19 protein-coding genes are annotated in these 22,080 nt (G+C 51.2%); 11 read left to right on the forward strand and 8 right to left on the reverse strand.

Annotated features, from left to right (window positions below; all coding sequences use genetic code 11):
- The first annotated feature begins 3 nt into the window (after positions 1 to 3).
- The 6 genes from J2I46_RS15320 to J2I46_RS15345 all read left to right on the forward strand — a co-directional run bounded on the left by J2I46_RS15320 (position 4) and on the right by J2I46_RS15345 (position 6,057).
- Positions 4 to 1,008: an STELLO glycosyltransferase family protein gene (locus tag J2I46_RS15320; protein WP_207329914.1), complete on the forward strand. Its 1,005-nt coding sequence runs from the start codon at positions 4 to 6 to the stop codon at positions 1,006 to 1,008.
- A 112-nt stretch (positions 1,009 to 1,120) separates the two neighbouring features.
- Entirely contained in the window at positions 1,121 to 2,197 is a 1,077-nt protein-coding gene (locus tag J2I46_RS15325) for an NADH-quinone oxidoreductase subunit G (protein WP_207329915.1), read from the forward strand.
- A gap of 95 nt (positions 2,198 to 2,292) precedes the next feature.
- Complete coding sequence (nuoH, locus tag J2I46_RS15330; protein WP_207329916.1) at positions 2,293 to 3,450, forward strand: NADH-quinone oxidoreductase subunit NuoH; 1,158 nt, start codon at positions 2,293 to 2,295, stop codon at positions 3,448 to 3,450.
- Between the two features lie 94 nt (positions 3,451 to 3,544).
- Positions 3,545 to 4,105: a NuoI/complex I 23 kDa subunit family protein gene (locus tag J2I46_RS15335; protein ID WP_207329917.1), complete on the forward strand. Its 561-nt coding sequence runs from the start codon at positions 3,545 to 3,547 to the stop codon at positions 4,103 to 4,105.
- 19 nt (positions 4,106 to 4,124) lie between these two features.
- The gene (locus J2I46_RS15340) at positions 4,125 to 4,682 is read left to right on the forward strand and encodes an NADH-quinone oxidoreductase subunit J family protein (RefSeq protein ID WP_207329918.1); all 558 of its coding nucleotides are present in this window, start codon (positions 4,125 to 4,127) and stop codon (positions 4,680 to 4,682) included.
- Positions 4,683 to 4,878: 196 nt separating this feature from the next.
- Positions 4,879 to 6,057: an acetyl-CoA C-acyltransferase gene (locus tag J2I46_RS15345; RefSeq protein WP_207329919.1), complete on the forward strand. Its 1,179-nt coding sequence runs from the start codon at positions 4,879 to 4,881 to the stop codon at positions 6,055 to 6,057.
- 120 nt (positions 6,058 to 6,177) lie between these two features.
- On the opposite strand, the gene J2I46_RS15350 is transcribed toward J2I46_RS15345, so the two are convergent.
- The 5 genes from J2I46_RS15350 to J2I46_RS15370 form a co-directional block, all read right to left on the reverse strand.
- Entirely contained in the window at positions 6,178 to 7,191 is a 1,014-nt protein-coding gene (locus tag J2I46_RS15350) for an aspartate-semialdehyde dehydrogenase (RefSeq protein WP_207329920.1), read from the reverse strand.
- Positions 7,192 to 7,331: 140 nt separating this feature from the next.
- Positions 7,332 to 8,039, reverse strand: coding sequence for a porin family protein (locus tag J2I46_RS15355; protein ID WP_207329921.1), 708 nt, complete (start codon positions 8,037 to 8,039; stop codon positions 7,332 to 7,334).
- A gap of 59 nt (positions 8,040 to 8,098) precedes the next feature.
- Entirely contained in the window at positions 8,099 to 8,833 is a 735-nt protein-coding gene (locus J2I46_RS15360) for a porin family protein (protein WP_207329922.1), read from the reverse strand.
- Between the two features lie 96 nt (positions 8,834 to 8,929).
- Positions 8,930 to 10,339, reverse strand: a complete 1,410-nt coding sequence (locus J2I46_RS15365; protein WP_207329923.1) for an FG-GAP repeat protein — start codon at positions 10,337 to 10,339, stop codon at positions 8,930 to 8,932.
- Between the two features lie 62 nt (positions 10,340 to 10,401).
- Positions 10,402 to 10,992, reverse strand: a complete 591-nt coding sequence (locus J2I46_RS15370; RefSeq protein WP_262898031.1) for a 5-formyltetrahydrofolate cyclo-ligase — start codon at positions 10,990 to 10,992, stop codon at positions 10,402 to 10,404.
- A 37-nt stretch (positions 10,993 to 11,029) separates the two neighbouring features.
- Between J2I46_RS15370 and J2I46_RS15375 the strand changes: the two genes are divergently transcribed.
- A complete protein-coding gene (locus tag J2I46_RS15375; protein WP_207329925.1) occupies positions 11,030 to 11,920 on the forward strand; it encodes a class I SAM-dependent methyltransferase in 891 nt (296 codons plus the stop codon).
- Positions 11,921 to 11,935: 15 nt separating this feature from the next.
- Here the strand turns inward: J2I46_RS15375 and bshC are convergent, their stop codons facing one another.
- Positions 11,936 to 13,483: a bacillithiol biosynthesis cysteine-adding enzyme BshC gene (bshC, locus tag J2I46_RS15380; RefSeq protein ID WP_207329926.1), complete on the reverse strand. Its 1,548-nt coding sequence runs from the start codon at positions 13,481 to 13,483 to the stop codon at positions 11,936 to 11,938.
- Positions 13,484 to 13,677: 194 nt separating this feature from the next.
- On the opposite strand from bshC, the gene gatB reads away from it, so the two are divergent.
- The 3 genes from gatB (at position 13,678) to proC (ending at position 17,307) form a co-directional block, all read left to right on the forward strand.
- Complete coding sequence (gene gatB, locus J2I46_RS15385; protein WP_207329927.1) at positions 13,678 to 15,159, forward strand: Asp-tRNA(Asn)/Glu-tRNA(Gln) amidotransferase subunit GatB; 1,482 nt, start codon at positions 13,678 to 13,680, stop codon at positions 15,157 to 15,159.
- 62 nt (positions 15,160 to 15,221) lie between these two features.
- On the forward strand, positions 15,222 to 16,355 hold the full coding sequence (locus J2I46_RS15390; RefSeq protein WP_207329928.1) for a TlpA disulfide reductase family protein: 1,134 nt from the start codon (positions 15,222 to 15,224) through the stop codon (positions 16,353 to 16,355).
- A 148-nt stretch (positions 16,356 to 16,503) separates the two neighbouring features.
- Complete coding sequence (proC, locus tag J2I46_RS15395) at positions 16,504 to 17,307, forward strand: pyrroline-5-carboxylate reductase (RefSeq protein WP_207329929.1); 804 nt, start codon at positions 16,504 to 16,506, stop codon at positions 17,305 to 17,307.
- 108 nt (positions 17,308 to 17,415) lie between these two features.
- Here proC and purB read toward each other — a convergent pair whose 3' ends face one another.
- Both purB and J2I46_RS15405 read right to left on the reverse strand, forming a co-directional pair.
- A complete protein-coding gene (gene purB / locus J2I46_RS15400; RefSeq protein ID WP_207329930.1) occupies positions 17,416 to 18,747 on the reverse strand; it encodes an adenylosuccinate lyase in 1,332 nt (443 codons plus the stop codon).
- A 99-nt stretch (positions 18,748 to 18,846) separates the two neighbouring features.
- Entirely contained in the window at positions 18,847 to 19,773 is a 927-nt protein-coding gene (locus J2I46_RS15405; protein ID WP_207329931.1) for a DUF1207 domain-containing protein, read from the reverse strand.
- 125 nt (positions 19,774 to 19,898) lie between these two features.
- Between J2I46_RS15405 and J2I46_RS15410 the strand changes: the two genes are divergently transcribed.
- The gene (locus J2I46_RS15410) at positions 19,899 to 22,043 is read left to right on the forward strand and encodes a prolyl oligopeptidase family serine peptidase (protein WP_207329932.1); all 2,145 of its coding nucleotides are present in this window, start codon (positions 19,899 to 19,901) and stop codon (positions 22,041 to 22,043) included.
- Positions 22,044 to 22,080 lie beyond the last annotated feature (37 nt).

Here is a 22,080-nt window from a genome sequence, read left to right on the forward strand (position 1 = left end):
AACATGAACGATAATACATTTCTAGTCATCACCTCTATATCGGCTCCTAACGCTGTACTGAAAGACTGTGCTGAACAATCAGTAGTGAATGGGGTCCGTTTTGTAGTGATGGGCGATACAAAGTCACCCGCACAATTTGACCTGCCCGGATGCGATTTCTGGGATATTGACCGGCAGGTGGCGCTTCCCTTCTCACTGGTCAACAACTTGCCAACCCGTCACTATGGTCGAAAAAATCTCGGTTATCTGGTGGCCATGCAACAGGGAGCTCAGGTAATTCTGGAAACAGATGATGATAATTACCCCCGCGCTCCTTTCTGGGAGGGTCGGCAACGTACCCAGAAAGCACATAATCTGACCCAGACTGGCTGGACAAACGTCTACAAATACTTCACCGACAAGCATATTTGGCCTCGCGGCTATGCGCTGGAACACCTGCACGATCCGCTCCCTGAACTACCCGGCATGACGGATGTGCTTTGCCCGATTCAGCAAGGGTTGGCCGACGAGAACCCCGACGTAGATGCGATTTATCGGCTAACGTTACCCCTTCCTGTATCCTTTGACCAGCGCGACAACGTAGCTTTGGGTAACGGGGCCTGGTGTGCGTTCAATAGCCAGAATACTACCTGGTTCCCGGAAGCCTTTCCGCTGTTGTATCTTCCTTCGCATTGCAGCTTCCGCATGACCGACATCTGGCGCAGCTACGTGGCTCAACGTGTAGCCTGGACTTGCGGCTGGAGCGTGCTGTTTCATAATGCCACCGTCTGGCAGGAACGGAACGAACACAACCTGATGCGTGATTTTGAAGATGAAGTCAGTGGGTATACGCAGAATCTGCAAATTTGTCGCGATCTGGCCGAACTGGACTTACCACACGGCATCGAGCATATCCATGATAACTTGCTCCGGTGCTACCGGTTACTAACCAGAAAAAACTACGTGGGTCAGGCCGAAATGCCCTTGGTTGAAGCCTGGGTAGCCGACATTCAACAGTTGGGTTTCTGACGGTTCTGTCGTTATTTTACAATAAAGAAAAGTCGTTCGATAGGGTAGGCAACATTTCTATCGTTATACATACTGGCGACCCCCTTTTGGGCAAGCGAACTGCCTTCATAACATGGTTGATAATCAAGTTCAGTTAGTTAAAGTAACCGTCGACGGCATCGAGGTTGAAGTCGAGCCCGGAACAACGATTCTTCAGGCAGCCCGTAAAATTGGACCAGAAGTGGCTCCTCCGGCCATGTGCTACTACGAGCCCTTGAAAGGAAGTGGCGGTAAGTGCCGGGCCTGTCTGGTTCGGGTAGCAGCCGGGTCAGCTAAAGACCCGCGCCCAATGCCTAAGCTGGTTGCCTCGTGCATCACGCCGGTTCAAGACGGTATGGTGGTCGAGAATTTCTCGAACCCGGCCGTATTGGAAGCCCGCAAGGGTATCGTTGAGTTTCTGCTCATCAACCACCCGCTCGATTGCCCGGTGTGCGATCAGGCCGGTGAATGCGATCTGCAAAACTTCGCGTTTGAGCACGGCGCTGTTCAGACCCGCTACGAAGAAGAACGCCGAACGTTCGAGAAGACCGACATCGGGCCGTTCATTCAGCTACACATGACGCGTTGCATTCTGTGCTACCGTTGCGTGTATACGGCCGATCAGATCACCGAAAAACGGGTTCACGGCGTATTGAACCGGGGCGATGCGTCGGAAATAGGTACGTACATCGAAAAAGCAATCGACAACGATTTCTCAGGAAACGTGATCGACGTTTGCCCGGTAGGTGCGCTGACCGACAAAACCTATCGCTTCAAAAACCGGGTGTGGTTTTCCAAGCCTGTTGACGCGCACCGCGATTGCCCAACCTGCTCAGGTAAGGTATCGCTCTGGTACCGGGGTAGCGAAGTGATTCGGGTAACGGCTCGCAAAAATGAGTGGAACGAGGTGAAGGAGTTTATTTGCAACACTTGCCGCTTCGACAAAAAAGATACCGCCGATTGGGTGATCGAAGGGCCAACGAAGATTTCTAGGGCGTCGGTGATTTCAGCCAATAAGTATCCGAAGAACCTGACGGTTTCTTCGTTTGGCGCAAGACTGGCCGCAGCTGAATACAAGCCCATCAATGATGAACGTGATACGTCGCAACTGGGTATTCAGCAATTGCCACCCGAGCGCTTCGCCAAAACACTGCCTTCGGCAAAAGAATAGTTAACTGTTTTTCTGTCTTCTGTCTTTTGCTGCTTCGCCGTAATTCGCGAAAAACAACAGAAGATAGAAGACAGAAAACGTTTCAACAGTAATTTATGGATCTTACCGTTCTCATTATCAAATCACTCGTGATCCTGGCTATTTTCGGGATCACACTGCTGATTGCTACTTACTCGACCTACGCCGAGCGGAAAGTTGCGGCTTTTTTGCAGGATCGCATCGGCCCGAACCGCGCAGGCCCACTGGGGTTACTTCAGCCGATTGCCGATGCGGGTAAAATGTTCTTCAAAGAAGACTTTATTCCTGCTCAGGCCAGTAAATGGCTGTTCATCCTCGGCCCTTGCCTGGCTATGCTTACAGCCCTGATGTCGAGCGCCGTTATTCCCTTCGGCGACAGCATCAAATACGCTAGCTATGATGTACCTGTACAGGGTCTTGACGTAAACGTTGGCATTCTGTACGTATTTGGCGTGGTTTCGCTGGGCGTCTACGGCATCATGATTGGCGGCTGGGCATCGAACAACAAGTTCTCACTGCTGGGGGCTATTCGTGCAGCCTCGCAGAATATTAGTTATGAGGTAGCGCTGGGCTTATCAATCATCGCCATCCTGATGATGACGGGCTCTCTGTCGCTTCGGCATATTGTAAACGAGCAGGCCAATGTATGGGAGTGGAACATCTTCACACAGCCTTTGGGCTTCGTCATTTTCCTGACCTGCGCCTTCGCCGAGTGTAACCGTACTCCATTCGACCTACCCGAGTGCGAAACGGAGCTTGTGGGCGGTTATCATACCGAGTACAGCTCCATGAAGCTGGGTTTGTACCTGTTCTCAGAGTACATCAACATGTTTACCTCATCGGCCGTTATTTCAACGCTCTACTTTGGCGGTTTCCACTACCCATTCATGACGCAGGTGCACGATGCACTGGTTGGTTCATTAGGTGATGTAGCTGGCCATAACGTAGCTACGCTGATCGGTACGGTGGTACTCTTTGCCAAGATCTTTTTCTTCATCTTCTTCTTTATGTGGGTACGTTGGACAGTTCCGCGTTTCCGCTACGATCAGTTGATGAACCTCGGCTGGAAGTCGCTGATTCCGCTCTCAATCCTGAATGTCATTCTGACTGGCGCCGGATTGCTCTATAACATTAAGTACGCTACCTGGGCCATCGTTTTGGTAATGGTTGTACTGGGTGCAACCAATGCCATCAAGGCACCTCGCCGAAAACCAGTGGCCGTACCACAAGTTTAAGTTCAACAACGTTTACTGTCTTCCGTTGTTTCCTTTAGCGCCAATGCGCGCTCAGACGGATCAACAGAAGACAGAAGACAGTAAACACCTTACCATGTTAACGAACCGATCAAAACAGGTCAGCAATAAAGAAATGACGCTGGCCGAACGGATGTATCTGCCCGCCATTCTTGGTGGTCTGGCCATCACGATCCGGCACTTCTTCATGAAGAAGGCTACTATCCAGTATCCCGAAGTGAAGCGCTATCTGGGACCAGTTTTTCGGGGCCATCACGTACTGAAACGCGACGAGCAGGGTCGTGAGCGTTGTACGGCCTGCGGTTTATGCGCTGTTGCCTGTCCGGCCGAAGCTATTTCGATGGTAGCTGCCGAACGTAAGAAGGGCGAAGAAACACTCTACCGCGAGGAAAAATATGCGGCTGTGTACGAAATCAATATGCTACGCTGCATCTTCTGCGGCCTTTGTGAAGAAGCTTGCCCCAAACAAGCCGTTTACCTTCGTCACGACCGCATGGTGCCTGTAGTTACCAGCCGTGACGGCGTAATTTATGGTAAAGACAAACTGGTTGAAAAACTCGACGATAGGTATGTTCGTAATAACCCGGACGTTAAAGCAACCCCAACCGAACCTACTTTATCGAGGTCAGTAGCCTAAGCGTTAGCCTCTTACACATATGAACCAATTCGACTCTTTCCTGGCTCACCTTAAAACCCTGACTGCTGCAGGGTACATGTTCTACGGGCTTGGTTTTATTACGCTATTAAGTGCCATTACCGTTGTTACGGCCCGTAACCCTATCCATAGCGTACTGGCTCTGATCTTCACGTTCTTTTGTCTTACAGGCCATTACATGCTCCTGAACGCGCAGTTTCTGGCTATAGTAAACATCATCGTTTATGCGGGGGCCATCATGGTGCTTTTCCTCTTCGCCATTATGTTCCTGAACCTGAAGCAGGACGACGAAGAATCGAAAGTGACGCTTACCAAAACGGCAGGCGTCATAGTAGGCGGCGTATTAATGGTCTTGTTGCTATCTATTTTTAATGCAGCTCCCGTAGGTACGTATAATCCAGGTACATTCGACGCCCAGACGGGTATGGTAGAGCGGCTCGGTATTGTACTCTACAGCGACTACATTCTACCCTTTGAACTAGCCTCTGTCTTGTTTCTGATTGCGATGGTTGGCGCCGTAATGCTCGGGAAACGTGAAGCTGGCGACCCGCATTTCTGATCTATACTAAACAGGATCGACGATTTACCATACCAAAAGCCGCTTTTCTGAGCGGCTTTTTTCGGGCCAATAAATGAGATAGTATGCACGCATACTATTTTTTCTATCTTTGTACTATTCCGAATCAACTTTTGTTAACGAGGTAAAGACATCACAGACTGGCTGTCTCTAATTCGAACCATTAAACGCCCTTTCTATGGACGCATATATTGTTGCTGGTTTTCGTAGCCCCGTGGGCAAAGCGCCTCGTGGCGGCTTGCGTTTGACACGCCCCGACGATCTGGCTGCTGACGTGATCAAGCACATGATGGCCCAGGTACCGAACCTTGACCCCGCCCGTGTTGAAGACCTGATTGTAGGTAATGCCGTGCCTGAAGCCGAACAAGGCATGCAGATTTCACGGTATATCGCCTTGCTATCGCTACCAAGTAGCGTGCCGGGTATGACCATCAACCGCTATTGTGGATCTGGGCTGGAAGCTATCGCTATTGCCTCGGCTAAAATCCACGCGGGTATGGCCGATTGCATCATTGCCGGTGGTACGGAATCAATGTCGATGGTGCCAACCATGGGCTGGCGAACCGCGTTGAACTATGACATCGCCAAAGCGCATCCCGACTACTATATCGGCATGGGCCTGACCGCCGAACAGGTAGCTGATCAATTCAATATCAGCCGCGACGCCCAGGATGAGTTTGCCCTGGAATCGCACAAGAAGGCGCTGGCAGCTCAGGCAGAGGGTAAATTCACGGATGAGATCGTACCGATTGCTGTGAAAGAAACCTATTTCGACGAGGTGGCAGGTAAGAAAAAGACCCGTGAATGGACCGTGTCGCAGGATGAGGGCCCACGGAAAGATACCAGCGCTGAAGGACTTGCCAAGTTGCGGCCTGTTTTTGCAGCGGGCGGCTCCGTTACGGCGGGCAACTCATCACAAACATCTGACGGCGCCGCTTTCGTAATCGTCATGTCGGAGCGATTGGTTAATGAATTGAACCTGAAGCCAATTGCCCGGATGATGTCATACGCTTCGGCTGGTGTTGAGCCTCGCATCATGGGCATTGGCCCGGTAGCAGCGATTCCTATCGCGCTGCAAAAAGCTGGTCTGAAACAGGATGATATTGATCAGATTGAATTGAACGAAGCCTTTGCGGCGCAGTCACTGGCCGTTATTCAGGAACTGGGTCTCGATAAGAGCAAGATTAACCACAACGGTGGTGCTATTGCCCTCGGCCATGCACTTGGCTCGACCGGGGCGCGGTTATCGGTTCAATTGCTGAACGAAATGCGCCGTCGTAACGAGAAGTACGGTATGGTGTCGGCCTGCGTAGGCGGCGGCCAGGGTGTAGCCGGTATCTTCGAGCGGCTGAATTAATATGTAAAACCGAGTGTAAAGGCAAAGGCGCCGAGCACACGGAACCTGTTAATAATCTATTCGTTCGATTATTAACAAGTTCTGTGTGCTCGGCGCCTTTGCCTTTACACTCGGTTTTCTCTATACAACGGTTGCGCTTTCGCCCACCAGTTCGTGCTTCATGAGGTACTCAGCAATCTGAACAGCGTTGGTAGCGGCTCCTTTTCGAAGGTTGTCAGCCACAATCCACAGGTTCAATGTGTTGTTCTGGCTTTCATCGCGGCGAATACGGCCAACAAACACTTCGTCTTTACCGTGAGCCGTCAGTGGCATCGGGTAAACCTTGTTGGCAGGATCATCCTGAACAATAACACCCTCGGCTTCACTCAGCAGTTTTGTTACCTCGGCCAGATCGAAGTCGTTCTCAAATTCGATGTTTACGGCTTCTGAGTGCCCGCCAATGGTTGGAATACGAACCGTCGTGGCGGTAACCCGGATAGAGTCATCGCCCATGATTTTGGTCGTTTCCTTCACCATCTTCATCTCTTCTTTCGTATAGCCATTATCGAGGAACACGTCGATGTGTGGCAGTACATTCAGGTCTATCGGGTGCGGATACACTTTAGCTACCGAGTCGTCGCCGTTACGCTCGGCAAACAACTGATCAACGGCCGCTTTGCCCGTACCCGTTACCGACTGATAGGTCGATACCACTACCCGCTTGATCTTGTATTTCTCGTGCAGTGGTTTCAATACCACTACCATTTGAATGGTTGAACAGTTGGGGTTGGCAATAATCTTGTCTTCGGCGGTAAGTGTATCGGCATTTACTTCAGGTACCACCAGTTTCTTGGTGGGGTCCATGCGCCAAGCCGACGAGTTATCAATAACCGTGATACCAGCTTCGGCAAAACGCGGGGCCAGTTCGAGCGATGTGCTGCCGCCAGCCGAGAAGATGGCAATCGCGGGTTTGCGGGCGATGGCCTCGTCGTAGCCGACCACCGTTACGGGTTTACCCTTGAACATCACCTGTTTACCAACCGACCGCTCAGACGCGACCGGAATAAGTTCGGTGACCGGGAAATTCCGTTCGGCCAGTACCTTCAGCATCTCGCCACCGACTAAGCCCGTGGCCCCAACGACTGCGATTTTCATAGAATTTTTGACGTTTTATTGAAAAATTGACCGCAAAAGTACAGCCTTTTTTCGATACATGGCAGTCAATTAGGGTTAAAAACAACGTACCCAGCTCAATGAAGAACCGGGTACGTTGCCAAGCCTGATTACAGGGTGTATCAGTTGCCTGATCCGAAGAAATAACTCAATGAAATTCCGTAAGACGTATTCTTGACCGTCACATCAGCACTGCTAGCACTGTTGGTCAAATTAGCCAAACCTGGCGCATAGTAAAAAGAGAGTCCTACACCTGAATACAGTTCGTAGCCAGCTGACAGATACAGACCATAATCAAACCTTTTGGGGGCATCTGATGCGCTGAAATCGATTGATTCTGAAACCGTCTGACCGCCAAACGTACCACTAGACTTTCCATTGAGCGCATAGGCCACATACGGACCGGCACCAATTACAACGTTGCCATTACCCGCTTCAAGCGAATAAGCGACCTGAATTGGTAGCTCGAGGTAATTGACCGCAGTTTTACTTTCACCTGCTCCACCTAAAAGGCTACCTGATAGCTTCGTCCCCTTGGTTGAATAGAGAAGTTGCGGACGAAGAGACAGTTGGTCTGTCAAGGGCGCATTTACTAGTAATCCAGCCTGAAAACCGACGATATCATCGCCGCTAATTGAAATGCCCGATGAGGAGTACTTCTGGTTGGCCAGTTGAGCACTGCCTTTAATGCCAACACTTACCTGAGCAAATGAAACGGCACTGCTCAGCAACGTGAATACTGAGATTGTAAGTAGATTACGTAACATACTGTGTGAATAGTTTGCTTCTTTATGATAAAAACAGGAGTAAAACTGCTCAAAAATAAGCAAAATACAAATACAGGTATATTTTCTAAGGATGATTTATTTATTAAAAGTTACTAAATCAATCACTTAATGAAATAGCCAATTGAAAAACCGTAACTACGGTTGCGCAACGTACCACCAAAAGCCGACGGGTCGAGCGATGCCGTTGGGTTTGTCGGATTAAGCGAAGACAGGTTCGGCGTCGCGTTTTTCGAGAAGTTGGTTAGTCCATGTGCGTAATAAACCGAGACGTTTAGCCCAAGGGGGAGTTCGTATCCAACAGAGGCCGTGGCACCGAGGTCGTGTTTATGAAAACCATCGGTGTTGAAGTTAATAGGAGCACCGTTGACGCTTCCGCTAACCGCAACCGCCGCATATGGCCCCGCCCCTACCCGTAAACGCCCCGGCCCCGCATCGATGCTGTACAAAGCCAGTACGGGTAATTCGATATAGTTGACCACCACTCGTGAGATCGACGTCTCGATCGGGAAGGTTGTACTTGGCAGACCGAACTTGGTCAGAACTGTGCCAACGAACGTACCTACATCGACGTTGCCGCCCTTCACCGAGTAAAGCAATTGCGGTTGGATCGATAGTCGATCAGTCACAGGTACATCGGCCATCAGCCCGGCCCTGAATCCAACCCGTTGGTTGATAGGCACCGTCAACGTACCCAGCGTTGGTCCCAGCGACGTTAGATCGACCGTAGAGGCAACGTTGGAAGCCTGCACGCTGCCCATAAGGCCGTAACGTACCTGCGCGGTGGCGCTGAGGGCGGCCGATAAGAAAAGTAGTATGATTAAACTAAAGCGTCTCATAACCTGGTTTGCGCTGATTTTATGCCCACAAAAAACGGAAGAAGCGGGCAGATGCCAATCCATCTGCCCGCTTCTTTGTAAAACCCAGGGTGTTAGTTAGTCTACAGTACCGAAGAAAACCTTTCCAACGCCAAAGTTGGAGCCGATGATATAGGTACCGTTTGATAACCCCACTGCATGGCCATATCGAGTGTTTGCAGCCGAGAGATCTGTTACACGAAACTGTTCATACGAAACTTTAAAAAAATAGGCGGCCCCCTGTCCTGTATTACTGCCCACAGCCTTACCTGGTGCGCCGATCATAATATAATTCCCTGAGATAGTTACACTAGTTCCAAAATAATCGCTCATGGCCCCATCACTTGCTTTAAATTGCTGTTGCTGAGACCAAACCGAGCCTGAACGGTTGAATCCGTAAACAGCACCCTGGTAGTAATTACTTCCAAATGTTTTGCCGTATGCACCCACAACTATATAGTCACCTGACAAAGCAACGCTCCCGCCAAAGTAATCCGTTGACGCACCATCTGATGACAGCAGTTTTTGCTGTTGAGACCAGACATTCCCTGAACGAGTAAACACGTAAGCAGCTCCCTGACTAGAATTGCTGTTAACTGTTTTGTTGTAGGCACCGATGGCCGTAGTAGTTCCGTCAATTGCCAAACTGGAACCGAAGTAATCACTGGCGGCTCCATCAATCGCAACGAGTCGCTGCTGTTCTGTCCATGTAGTTCCTGACCGCAAGAAAACGTAAGCAGCACCTTGGGCGGAGTTGTTGCCCACATTTTTTCCAGGCGCTCCTACGAGAAGGTAGTCACCAGATAAAGACACACTTCTACCAAACTCGTTAGCGCCTGCTCCATCACTAGCCAAAAGTCGCTGTTGTTGACTCCAGGTTGAGCCAGATCGGGTGAAGACGTAAACAGCACCCTGTGTAATACCATTTATGGCTTTACCCGATGCCCCAACTATGATATAGTTATCCGATACAGCTACACTTTGACCAAACCGATTATACTCTGCCCAGTCACTTGCCATAAGTTTTTGTTGCTCATTCCACCCATTTCCAGATCGTACAAATACGTAAGCCGCGCCTACAATCACGTTGCTCTCCATAGATTTCGTGGGCGCTCCTACAACAGCGTAATCGCCCGAGATAGCTACGCTACTACCAAAATAATCGTACCCCCCGCCATCACTGGCCGTTCGGCTTGCGGGAGATGCCAGATTCGACGTTGTTGTAACGAGGGGTAACCAATTTTGGCCATCATACAAGTACATAGCCCCCTTGTCTGTATCATACACGAAGGCACCTGCTTGCGGGTTAGCAATCGCTTTACGTTGAGCACTCGTGAGCCGGGGTGGATAAAAAGCCTTATCGTTACCGGGGCTTTTCACGTCGAGCGCGGCGGAAGGATGGGCTGACCCGTTGATACCAATCTGAGCGTGAGAAACTTGGGTAGTTAGAAAAAGAGCAAGAAAAATGGACTGGAGAAGTAGTTTCATACGTGTGATTTTACCAGAAACAAAGATATCTCCTGATAAAATCAATAGACTAAATTACTTACTTATCTGAACGAGAAAACCGCTTCCGGGGTGATGCAGGTATCTAGCCGAATGTCTGTTTCTTCGATTCCAGTTATGTGTTCGACAGGGTCAAAAAACGACAGACCGATTTTCAGACAGTCAGGGCCAGCCTCGGCTAGAAAGCGATCGTAATAACCGCCACCATACCCAACACGATTTCCCGCGTTGTCGAAAGCCAGGAGCGGAACAATGACCAGATCGGGTTGGCCCACCACGAATTCAACCGCACCTGATGGCTCAGGTATCCCCCATTTTGTTTCAGTCAGGGCCGTATCAGCCGTTAACTGGAAGTGCCGTAGCGTATGGCTTTTCGAGTCCGTTATAGACGACCAGATACGTAGCGAGGGAAAATCACGCCAGAGCTGTTGAATGATAGGCCAGGTGTCTACCTCATTATTCCGAAGAATAGGCAGGTACGTATGTACGACCGTGTTGTGCTTCGCTAAGCAGCTAAGTATGAGAGTATCACTGAAAAATTGAGCGAGAATTTGCTGACTATAGAGTAAATGCTCAGTTGCTACCAGCGCCTTGCGCTTCGTCATGTAGCACGCTCTCGCCTCATTTTTCTGCATCTTCTTTCTATCTTGTACCCGCAAATTATACGATATAATGGAACTGACGCTTAAAGAAATTGGCGAACGACTAGTAGGTATGAAGCGTGGCTTATTACTCAGTCCACCGCCGGGGCATTACTACAGTCCTATAGTCGACAAAGTAGACATGCGTCGTCGAGCCGATGAGCTTTTTGCGCCACCTGCCCGTACCGTTGCTGGAATAGACCTTAACGAAGTGGGTCAATTATCACTGCTGAGTGAGTTTGAGGCGTTTTATCCCGAGATACCGTTCAAGACCACAAAACAACCAGGGTACCGATATTATTACGACAATAAGTTCTATTGCGAATCGGATGGCATTTTTCTGTACTCGATCATCCGTAAGTTTCAGCCTAAGCGCATCATTGAAGTCGGATCAGGCTTTAGTTCAGCCTGCATGCTCGATACGCTCGACTCATTGGGCCGCACCGACGTTTCACTGACATTCATCGAACCTTATCCAGACCGGCTGAAAGCGAATATGCGGCCTGCCGATTTCGACCGGTGTACCATTATTGAAACGGGTATTCAGGCAGTTGATGCGGCTCTGTTTTCAACCTTGCAGACAAACGATATTCTGTTTATCGATTCCACACACGTTAGTAAAACGGGGAGCGACGTAAACCGGGTTATTTTTGAGATTCTACCCAGCCTGCCATCAGGCGTGCTCATTCATTTTCACGACATTTTCTATCCCTTCGAATACCCGCGCGATTGGGTATTGAACAGCAAAGGATTTGGCTGGAATGAAGCCTACATCCTACGCGCTTTCCTCAGTCATAATCCTGACTTCGAAATCGTTGCCTTCAACACGTTTCTGGAAGAGTTTCATGCGCAACGCTTCGAAGCACACATGCCTCTCTGCATGGAGAATAAAGGAGGCAGCATCTGGATTAGACGGAAATAGCTGTTTGCCAACCCATTACCCCTCCAGGCAAACTTGCATCTGGTAGTTGAGCGGGTCGAAATTGGCGAGCAGTTTTTGCAGAAACGCGGTGTCGTTCAGGTAGAACGTCAGAAAATTATCGGCTCGTTCCTGGGGCGTTCCGCCAGGGAATAGCTCCTCTTTCACTGTCAGTAATTGCCGAACGCCCGTTTCCTGGTTATGCTCTTCAGCGCGGCGCATTTTTTTCTCCAGGCTCACCACCGCATTGGCAAACCGCTTGGTTTCGGCCAGTACGGCCTTTTCAAGCGTCGGATCAACCAACTGCGCTTTTTGCAAAATAGTAGCCAGCGCCTTGTTAACCGCTTTATTTTCTGCGTCGAATTTGAGGCTGTGTTCGGTATGATGCTCCACATACGCCCGCTTGAGTGCTATCACCTCCTGAAACATATCCGTCACGGTCAGACCAAGTTTATTGATCCGCCGCGCGGCCACTCTGGGTACGTATAGCGCAAAATTTCGGGGAATCAACATCGGGAAGGCCAGGCCGTAGTGATCGAATTCGGCCTTCAGTTGCAACCAGTAGGGCACTTCAGAGGGGCCTCCGATGTAGGCAAGATTCGGCAGAATGGCTTCCTGATACAATGGTCGCATCACCACATTGGGGCTGAACCGCTCAGGATTCGACTCCAGTTCGGCCAGTAATTCGGCTTCAGTGAACCGTAGCTTCGTATTCAATACCTCATAACCATCATCCGTACGGCTGATCCGTTCGCGAAGGCCATCAAGCAGGTAAAACAGATTAATATCACGAGGGGAGATCGGCGTCTTATAGCCTAATTCGTTCAGCGTTTCGGTCGTGCCATTTACCAGTGCACTCGTGTTTTGCTGAAGCAATTCGTCGCGCAGGATAGGTGAGAATATGCGCTTCAGATCAGTATCATCAGCATCCAGGCAAATCAGCCCTTCGGCACCGAATAACTCGTGCATATAATACCGAACGGCATCGGCCAGCGTATCGTGGTTCAGGTAGGCCTGTTCAAACAGCAGCAATTTCTCTGGAATGGTCTTCAACAGATCGGCCAGTTCGCGGGGATTCATACGGCCAACGGCGCCACGCTGCTCGGTTTCCCAGCTGTGGGTACGTCCGAACAGGCGGAAATGATTGATTTCGGCGAAGTCATGATCTTCCGTCGCCATCCAGTATACCGGTACGAAGTTGTAGTCTGGGTACGTCTCGTTGAGCTTCTTCGCCAGGTTCAGGATCGTTACGATCTTGTAGACCACGTACAACGGCCCCGTGAAAATATTCAGCTGGTGGCCGGTAGTGACGGTAAACGTGTTGGGCTGCCGCAGGATGTCCAGATCAGGTACGTTGCTCAGGCTGGCGTATTGCCGCGTCAGGACGTCGACTAAGGTGTTCCGGTTTTCGTCGGAAAACTGTTTCTGCTGAATCTGTCGGGGAAAAGCATCGATGGAGGGAAACTCACCGTAAAAGGGCTTAACTGCCTCTTTCTGGGCCAAATAATCGAGAAATAGAGACGAAAACTGGCCGGTGGCCGATAGGGGCACGTATTGACACTCCATGCAGGCAAAACGAATGACGGGTTACAGGTGCTTCAACGTGCGTAATGAGTTTCAAGTTTCAGGGTAACTCGTTTCAAGTTTCAGGTTTCAGGTTTTAAGTGGCCTCGCAAACTCACCGTCTGGTTGTTTTGCGAAACCACTTGAAACCTGAGACTTGAAACCTGAAACCCCTTTACAGCCTTATCTTTGCCGTAATGCAAACCGAATCGACCGTAGTCTACACACCCACAACCCAATACGAGGCCGTTATTGGACTGGAAGTGCATTGCCAGTTGCTGACCCAAAGCAAAATGTTTGCCGCCGATGCCAACGCGTTCGGGGCCGACCCCAACACGCAGGTGAGCGTAATTACGCTGGCGCATCCGGGCGCGCTGCCCAAAGCCAACCGCATAGCGGTAGAGTATGCCGTCAGGATGGGTATTGCTTGTGGAAGCGAAATCACCCGCCGCAATGTGTTTGCCCGTAAGAATTACTTCTATCCCGACCTGCCGAAAGGCTATCAGCTCTCGCAGGATAAAGGGCCCATCTGCGTAGGCGGCGGCATCCTGGTAAAAGCGCGTGATTTCGACGGGGTGCTGCAAGACACGATCATTCAACTCCATCATATTCACCTCGAAGAAGACGCCGGCAAAAGCATTCACGATGCCGACCCCACGGCCACCTGCCTCGATTATAACCGCGCCGGTACACCGCTGATCGAGATGGTGACCGAACCGTGCCTACGGTCGGCCGATGAGGCAGGACAGTTTCTGACCGAAGTGCGGCGGCTGGTTCGCTACCTCGGCATTTGCGACGGAAACATGGAAGAAGGCTCGCTCCGGTGCGACGTGAACGTATCCATCCGTCCCCGTGGTGCTACTGAACTGGGCACGAAAGTGGAAGTGAAGAACCTGAACTCGATTCGCAACGTGCAGCGGGCGGTTGATAGCGAATTCAGTCGGCAGGTAGCCGTTACTGAAGCGGGCGGGAAGCTTATTCAGGAAACCCGTACGTTCGATGCTGCCACCGGCCAAACGCTGGGCATGCGCGAAAAGGAAAGCATGAACGATTACCGGTATTTCCCCGACCCTGATCTGATGCCGGTGGTTATTTCTGACGAGTGGATGGCGGAAATACGTACCCAGATGCCCGCCCTTCCCCGCGAACGGTATCTGAAATTCACTAATCAGTACGGCCTGCCCGAGTATGACGCCGCTCTGTTGACCGACACCCGCGAACTGGCCGATTTCTACGAGGCCGTTTGCGCCGAAACGCCGAACTTTAAAGCCGCCTCGAACTGGGTGATGGGTCCGTTGAAGGCGCAGCTCACCGAACGGATGGCCCGCGAAGGTCAGTTTCCGGTGTCGGCACCGGCGCTTGCTTCGCTGATTCGCCTCATCGACGATGGCACGGTTAGCCAAACGGCGGCGCAAACGATTTTCGGGTTGATGGTAGCCCAGCCAGATGCCGGCCCTGCTGAACTTGCAACGGCTAACGGCTTGTTACAGAACCGTAATACAGACGCCTTACAATCGTTAATAGACCAGACACTCGCGGCCTGGCCCGACAAAGTGGAGCAATACCGGAAGGGTAAAAAGAACCTGCTGGGTCTGTTTGTGGGTGAAGTGATGAAAAAGTCGAAAGGGTCTGCCGATCCGAAATTGGTAAATCAATTAGTGATTAAAACGTTGGGCTGATTTTTGTTGCTCATTAAACGACTCCCGGCCAAACCCGTCGAAGGAGTCAACTGAAACCAAACATGAAACAAGTATTCCTTGGCCTGGCCCTCCTGCTGGTTGGCGTGGCCGCTCAGGCACAGAAGCAGGCAACCGTTTCGGGCTTGCTGAAAAACGCCGCTCCGGGCAGCAAAGTGTATCTGGAATCGAACAACGCCCCTACCGTCCGGCTCGACTCGACAGTTGTTGGACCAGACAAGCGGTTTTCGGTAAAGACCAACGTACCTGAAGGCGGCAACATCTACATTGTGAATGTGGGGGGCGCAACCAAAATGCCCGTCTTGCTGGAAGGCGGTGAAACAATTGACGTGCTGGTTGAACCAGGTATTAAAGGCAAAGAGAAAAACGCCCCAACGCCCAAGCCGAAAGTGACCATGAGCGGCGCCAAAACGAACGACCAGTTCCGGGTGTTATATCAGATGCAAACTGATTTGCAGGCAAAAGGCCAGGACCTGATGAAATCGTATCAGGAAGCCCAGACCCGCAACGATGCCAAAACGATGAGCCAGATCGAAAAGACGTTCGACGAGGCCTCGCGCGAGAACACGCAGAAAGTGAAGGCTATGCTGCCTGAGCTGGGTACGTCGCTGGCGGCTTTATATGCCACCAATTTCCTGAGCACCGAAACCGACTTCCCTACGCTGGATACGCTGGCCCGTCGCTTCGAGAAAGAGAACCCCAACAGTGTTCACGCTAAATCGTTTATAGGAAACATCGCCCGGATTCGCGGGGTAAATATTGGTTCACAAGCCCCTGAAATCGCGTTGACCGACACGAACGGCACGACGGTGCCTCTCTCATCGTTGCGCGGTAAATACGTGCTCATCGACTTCTGGGCTAGCTGGTGCGGTCCTTGCCGAAACGAGAACCCAAACGTGGTTCGCATGTACGACAAGTTTAAGGACAAAGGCTTTGCCATCTACAGTGTATCGCTCGATAACCCGGGCAAGCGTGAAGCCTGGGTACGTGCCATCCGCAATGACAATCTCACCTGGACACACGTGTCTGACCTGAAAGGCTGGCAGTCATTTGCTGCTCAGCAGTACGGTGTTAGCGCCATTCCGGCCACGTTCCTGCTCGATCCAAGCGGCAAAATCATTGCCAAAAACCTGCGCGGCGACGCGCTGGAAGCCAAGCTGGCTGAAATGTTGAAATAAAAAAGGAGTAAAGGAAGAAGGGGAGAACGGAGGAAAGGAATTGCTGACGCTAGTGTATTTGTCTTCGCAATAATCCCTTTCCTCCGTTCTCCCCTTCTTCCTTTACTCCTTTTCATTCCCTTTCCTCCCTTCATTTCCCCTTCCTCCTATGAAAATAGCTATCCTTGGCTGTGGTAACATGGGCATGGCCTTCGCCAAGTCCTTTTTGCAATACGACCTCGTAAAAAAAGAAAACCTGACGCTGATCGAGAAAAGCGCAGAACGGTCTGAAACATTACGGGCCGAAAAAGCGGGCGTCGTTGTTGAAACCATCGGTCCGCGCGTTGGCGAAAGCGACCTGATTATTCTCTCGGTAAAACCGCAGGATTTCGCGTCGGCCCAGGACGAATTACGAGCCGTGATTCAGCCCCGGCAAGTTGTTCTGTCTATTATGGCGGGTATTCCGATCAGCCTGATCCAGGAGCGCCTCAGCCACCGGATGGTGATTCGGGCCATGCCCAATACACCAGCCATGCTCGGTATGGGTATTACCGGTTTTACAGCTTCGCCTGAAGTGGATGCCGCCAGTCTGCGAAAAGTCGAGAACCTGATCAACGCCACGGGGCGGTCTATTTTCCTCGAAAACGAAGCCATGCTCGATGCTGTTACGGCACTAAGCGGTAGCGGCCCGGCCTATTTCTATTACGTGGTGAAGGCGATGGTAGAAGCCGGCAAGCAAATGGGTTTCGACGAAGGCACAGCCTCGCTCTTAGTGAAGCAAACCATGCTCGGCTCGTATCACCTGATCAACAACGCCGATAAATCGCTCGACGACCTGATCAAGGCTGTAGCCAGTAAAGGCGGCACCACGGAAGCCGCCCTGCGCACGTTCGAAGCAGGTACGTTGTCAGACACACTGCAAGCCGGTATCCACGCCGCCCAGGTACGTGCCACAGAGCTATCGAAGGGATAAAGCGAGTTACGATTTCCGAGTTACGATGTACAATGCATTGCTCACGCGACCGTTCGCACTGACGTAAGCGATAAATTGTACATCGTAGGTCGTAAATCGTCAATCAATTCACACGCCTGTATAGGTGAATGGCGTGATGGTTCGCAACTCGGATTTGATAGCATCTGACACGTCTAAGCCATTGATGAATTCGCTGATTGTGCTGGCGGTGATGGCTTCGTTCTTGCGGGTCAGGGCTTTTAGCGCTTCGTAAGGCTGCGGATAACCTTCGCGGCGTAATACCGTCTGAATTCCTTCGGCAACTACGGCCCAGTTGGCTTCCAGATCGGCGTTGATGGCCGCCTGGTTCAACTCCAGTTTATTCAAGCCCTTGAGTGTTGCATTTAGCGCAATCACCGAATGAGCAAAGGGCACACCGATATTCCGTAACACAGTTGAATCGGTCAGGTCGCGTTGCAGGCGCGAAACCGGTAGCTTGGCCGACAGGTGTTCGAAAATAGCATTGGCGATGCCCAAATTTCCTTCCGAATTCTCGAAGTCGATCGGGTTAACCTTGTGCGGCATGGCCGATGAGCCCACTTCCCCTTCCTTGATCTTCTGTTTGAAATAATTCATCGACACGTATGTCCAAACGTCACGGTCAAGGTCGATCAGGATGGTGTTCAGACGCTTATAGTTATCGAAAAGGGCAGCCAGCATATCATAATGCTCTATCTGCGTGGTAAACTGGCTCCGAACCAGTCCCAGGCTTCCCACAAACTCATTGCCAAACGACTGCCAGTCAATATCTGGGTACGCTACTTTGTGCGCGTTGAAATTACCCGTGGCACCACCAAACTTAGCAGCAGCAGGTACGTCGACCAGCATGAGCAGTTGCTTCTCCAGCCGTTCGCAATAAACCATCAGTTCTTTGCCGAGACGCGTTGGCGAGGCGGGTTGCCCGTGGGTACGTGCCAGCATGGGTACGTCGGCCCACTGGTTGGCCAGTTCCTGCAAACGCATATAGATTTGCCGGTATGTGGGCTCTATCTGCTCGGCCAGTGCTTCACGCAACAGCAGCGGAATGGCCGTGTTGTTCACGTCCTGCGAGGTAAGGCCAAAGTGAATAAATTCCAGGAACGGCTCAACCGATAATCCCTTCAGTTTTTCCTTGATGAAGTACTCGACCGCTTTTACGTCGTGGTTGGTCGTGGCTTCGATCGTCTTCACCCGTTGCGCGTCTTCCTCCGAAAACTGCTCGTATAGCGCGCGTAACGCTGGGTACGTTGCCTTGTCAACGCCCGCCAACTGGGGCAATGGCAATTCACAAAGGGCAATGAAGTACTCAATTTCGATTCGCACCCGATAGCGAATCAGACCAAGCTCAGAGAAATATGGAGCAAGCGCCGATACCTGTTTGGCGTAGCGGCCATCAATGGGAGAGATTGCTGTGAGGGACATAAAATGGGAGTTTACAGTTTTCTGTTTGCCGTTGCGCTGCTTAGTTACGTATTGCTGAATTAGCAGCGCAACGGCAAACAGAAAACTGTAAACTATTTTTTAAAATGGGTTGAAGTAAAGGCCAATACCGGCCCATGAAACGGTTTGATATTCGTATTGGCCGTAGGGCCGGTAGCCATAATACATATCGAGCAGCACGGTCAGGTTTTGGGTAGAACGGCCTAATTCATAACCCACACCCGCGTGAATACCGGGCCTGAAGTTGGTCTGCTGCCAGAATTTTGCGTCAATCCCGCCTACCAGTCGCTGTCGTTTGTTGCCCGATTCACGATAATAAGCGCCAAATTCTACATTAAACCGTTCCCGCTCGCTTTGTCCGCGCAGGCAAATGCCCGCGCTTCCATACACCCGCAGGCCGATTGGCAAATCACGACTAGCTGTAAAATCAAGCAGTTCGTAGTTCACGGAATTTGGCGTGTAGTAGTTGAGTTGGTACCGAACAATGTAATCGTCGCCGAGGTGTGATGAAATGTGGTACAGACGAACGCGGTAGCTGTTACGGCCTTTTCGGAGGTTATACCAGAAACTAAGCTTATAATCGTTGTTGATGATCTTGTAAACCACCTGACCCGGCTTTTTGGCGAATCTGGTTGTGTCACTAAACACCTGGAACTGCGTGAACGAGCCTACGTCGAGCCCCCACTCATGGGCCTGCCCGGGTGCCGTAGTAACGCGATAAAAGGGTTTATGGAAACCGAATGCAAACGGAACAACGGTTCCCTGATTCAGATCTTTATCTCGGGTATCCGTTTCGGTAAAGCCCACTCTCCGTTCACCGCTGGTATTGAAGTAGGGCAGCGCACTGCCGTACACCTGCGCTTCGAGGGGATCGAGCAGGATGGGCGCAAACAGATGATTCTTGGGAAACCATTCTTTGCGCGGATAAGCCGTAGTATCGGTGGCTGATTGCGACCAGGCCGTAAGGCTGAAAAGGCAAAACGCACTGATGAGTAAACGTAGTCTCATGCGGGTGGGGGAAAACAAATCGCAAAGGTATCGAAAACGGCTGGCGCATTTTAACCTTGATTAACACACATTTCTGTCTTGTGTGTGCGAACTTTAAGAGTTGTTCTCTTAACTGGTATCACATAATGAACAAGCTATCCTTTATTAGTATCTCTCTTATGATTGGCACAACCGCCACTCTGGCCCAGAACGGCCCACCCATCGGGCCGTCTTTAACGTACCCAGTAGCTCGTAAAGTCGATCATGTCGACAATTACCACGGCACCAGCGTAGCTGATCCGTACCGCTGGCTGGAAGATGATCGCTCGGCCGAAACAGCCGCCTGGGTGAAAGCCGAAAACGAAGTCACCAACGCCTTTCTGGAGAAGATTCCGTACCGGAAACAATTTCAGGATCGGCTCGAGAAGGTGTACAACTACCCCAAATATTCGGCTCCCTCGCGGAAAGGCGACTATTTCTATTTCTCGAAGAACGACGGCCTGCAAAATCAATCGGTGCTTTACCGTCAGAGAGGACTCGATGGCAAACCGGAAGTGGTAATCGACCCCAACAAACTGTCGGCCGACGGTACAACCCGTCTTGGAGCTTTTTCGCTGTCGAAAGATGGCAAGTACGCTGTGGTAGGCACGTCGAAAGGTGGTTCTGACTGGCAGGAATACCAGATCATGGACCTGGCAACGAAGCAGTATTTGCCCGAAAAGCTGGAGTGGGTAAAAGTGTCGGGCGCAGCCTGGCAGGGAAATGGCTTCTATTACAGCCGGTATCCGAAACCCGAAGGGTCGGCGCTGGCCGCCAAAAACGAGAACCATCAGGTGTTTTTCCACCAGCTCAACACGCCCCAGTCGGCCGACCGGCTGGTGTTCGAAGACGCTAAAAATCCGCAGCGGTTCCATACCCTGGGTACGTCTGACGATGAGCGATTTGCGTTCCTGACGGTTAGCGACCGCGGAAAGGGGAAAGATGGTAACGCCCTGTATTACCTGGACGCCACCACCAAAGCTGAGGGCTTTAAACCAGTTGTATCGGAGATCACAAACTCGCAATACGGCGTGATTGACAACATCGGTGGGGATTTATTGATTGAAACCAATGCCGATGCGCCAAATAGCAAGGTGATGCGGTTCAGCCCGGCCACAAAAAAATGGACGGTTATTATTCCTGAAAAACCAGAGCCGTTGACCAGCGCTGGTAGTTCGGGCGGCAAACTGTTTGTTCAGTACTCGAAAGATGTTACCTCGCGGGTGTACGTGTACGATATGAACGGTAAGCTCGAGAACGAGATCCAGCTACCGGGTATTGGCACAGCAAGTGGCTTCGGTGGCGAGCGCGACGACAAGTTTGTGTTCTACACCTTTACGTCGTTTACCTTCCCGCCCACTATTTACCGTTACGACATCGCCACGAAGAAAAGCACTGTGTTCCGCCAGCCTGAGGTTGATTTCAAACCAACCGACTACGAAACGAAGCAGGTTTTCTACACCAGCAAAGACGGTACGAAAGTCCCGATGTTCATCACCTATCAGAAAGGCACAAAACTCGACGGCACCAACCCAACCATTCTGTACGGTTACGGCGGGTTCAACGTGAGCCTGCCTCCTTCTTTCTCGTCGTTTTTAATTCCGTTTCTGGAGCAGGGCGGCGTGTATGCGCAAGCCAACTTACGCGGTGGTAGCGAGTATGGCGAAAAATGGCATGAGCAAGGCATGAAGGCCAAAAAGCAGAACGTATTCGATGATTTCATTGCCGCTGGCGAATACCTGATCAAGGAGAAATACACGTCGTCGGCCAAACTGGCGATCCGGGGCGGATCAAACGGTGGTTTGCTGGTAGGCGCAGTTATGAACCAACGGCCCGACCTGTTCCGGGTGGCTATTCCGCAGGTAGGTGTGATGGATATGCTCCGATTCCATAAGTTCACCATTGGCTGGAACTGGATTGCCGACTACGGTAGCGCCGACAACGCCGACGAGTTCAAGTTCCTCTATCCCTACTCGCCGGTTCACAACATCAAGCCTGGTCTGAATTACCCCGCCACGCTCATTACCACCGCTGACCATGACGATCGGGTGGTGCCGGCGCACTCGTTTAAATACGCCGCTACGTTGCAGGAAGCCTACAAAGGCCCCAACCCCATGCTGATCCGAATTGACACCAATTCAGGCCACGGGGCCAGCAACACGAAGAAGAACATCGAGCAAACCGCCGATATTTATTCGTTCATTCTCTGGAATATGGGCGTAGGTACGTTGAAAGAAATGGCTAGTAAGTAGCAGCTAGGCATGCTTTAACGCAAAAATGCCCCGACCG

Origin of the sequence: Fibrella forsythiae, from assembly GCF_017353175.1 — a bacterium.
Taxonomy (GTDB): Bacteria; Bacteroidota; Bacteroidia; order Cytophagales; family Spirosomataceae; genus Fibrella; species Fibrella forsythiae.

Bases quoted from the DNA above. Each gene is read 5' to 3' on its own strand.
- J2I46_RS15325 (WP_207329915.1), top strand. From the start codon at position 1,121: ATGGTTGATAATCAAGTTCAGTTAGTTAAAGTAACCGTCGACGGCATC.
- J2I46_RS15350 (WP_207329920.1), bottom strand. From the start codon at position 7,191: ATGAAAATCGCAGTCGTTGGGGCCACGGGCTTAGTCGGTGGCGAGATG.
- J2I46_RS15340 (WP_207329918.1), top strand. From the start codon at position 4,125: ATGAACCAATTCGACTCTTTCCTGGCTCACCTTAAAACCCTGACTGCT.
- J2I46_RS15390 (WP_207329928.1), top strand. From the start codon at position 15,222: ATGAAACAAGTATTCCTTGGCCTGGCCCTCCTGCTGGTTGGCGTGGCC.
- gatB (WP_207329927.1), top strand. From the start codon at position 13,678: ATGCAAACCGAATCGACCGTAGTCTACACACCCACAACCCAATACGAG.
- nuoH (WP_207329916.1), top strand. From the start codon at position 2,293: ATGGATCTTACCGTTCTCATTATCAAATCACTCGTGATCCTGGCTATT.
- J2I46_RS15360 (WP_207329922.1), bottom strand. From the start codon at position 8,833: ATGAGACGCTTTAGTTTAATCATACTACTTTTCTTATCGGCCGCCCTC.
- J2I46_RS15405 (WP_207329931.1), bottom strand. From the start codon at position 19,773: ATGAGACTACGTTTACTCATCAGTGCGTTTTGCCTTTTCAGCCTTACG.
- J2I46_RS15370 (WP_262898031.1), bottom strand. From the start codon at position 10,992: ATGCAGAAAAATGAGGCGAGAGCGTGCTACATGACGAAGCGCAAGGCG.
- J2I46_RS15335 (WP_207329917.1), top strand. From the start codon at position 3,545: ATGTTAACGAACCGATCAAAACAGGTCAGCAATAAAGAAATGACGCTG.
- J2I46_RS15410 (WP_207329932.1), top strand. From the start codon at position 19,899: ATGAACAAGCTATCCTTTATTAGTATCTCTCTTATGATTGGCACAACC.
- J2I46_RS15365 (WP_207329923.1), bottom strand. From the start codon at position 10,339: ATGAAACTACTTCTCCAGTCCATTTTTCTTGCTCTTTTTCTAACTACC.
- bshC (WP_207329926.1), bottom strand. From the start codon at position 13,483: ATGGAGTGTCAATACGTGCCCCTATCGGCCACCGGCCAGTTTTCGTCT.
- proC (WP_207329929.1), top strand. From the start codon at position 16,504: ATGAAAATAGCTATCCTTGGCTGTGGTAACATGGGCATGGCCTTCGCC.
- purB (WP_207329930.1), bottom strand. From the start codon at position 18,747: ATGTCCCTCACAGCAATCTCTCCCATTGATGGCCGCTACGCCAAACAG.
- J2I46_RS15345 (WP_207329919.1), top strand. From the start codon at position 4,879: ATGGACGCATATATTGTTGCTGGTTTTCGTAGCCCCGTGGGCAAAGCG.
- J2I46_RS15375 (WP_207329925.1), top strand. From the start codon at position 11,030: ATGGAACTGACGCTTAAAGAAATTGGCGAACGACTAGTAGGTATGAAG.
- J2I46_RS15320 (WP_207329914.1), top strand. From the start codon at position 4: ATGAACGATAATACATTTCTAGTCATCACCTCTATATCGGCTCCTAAC.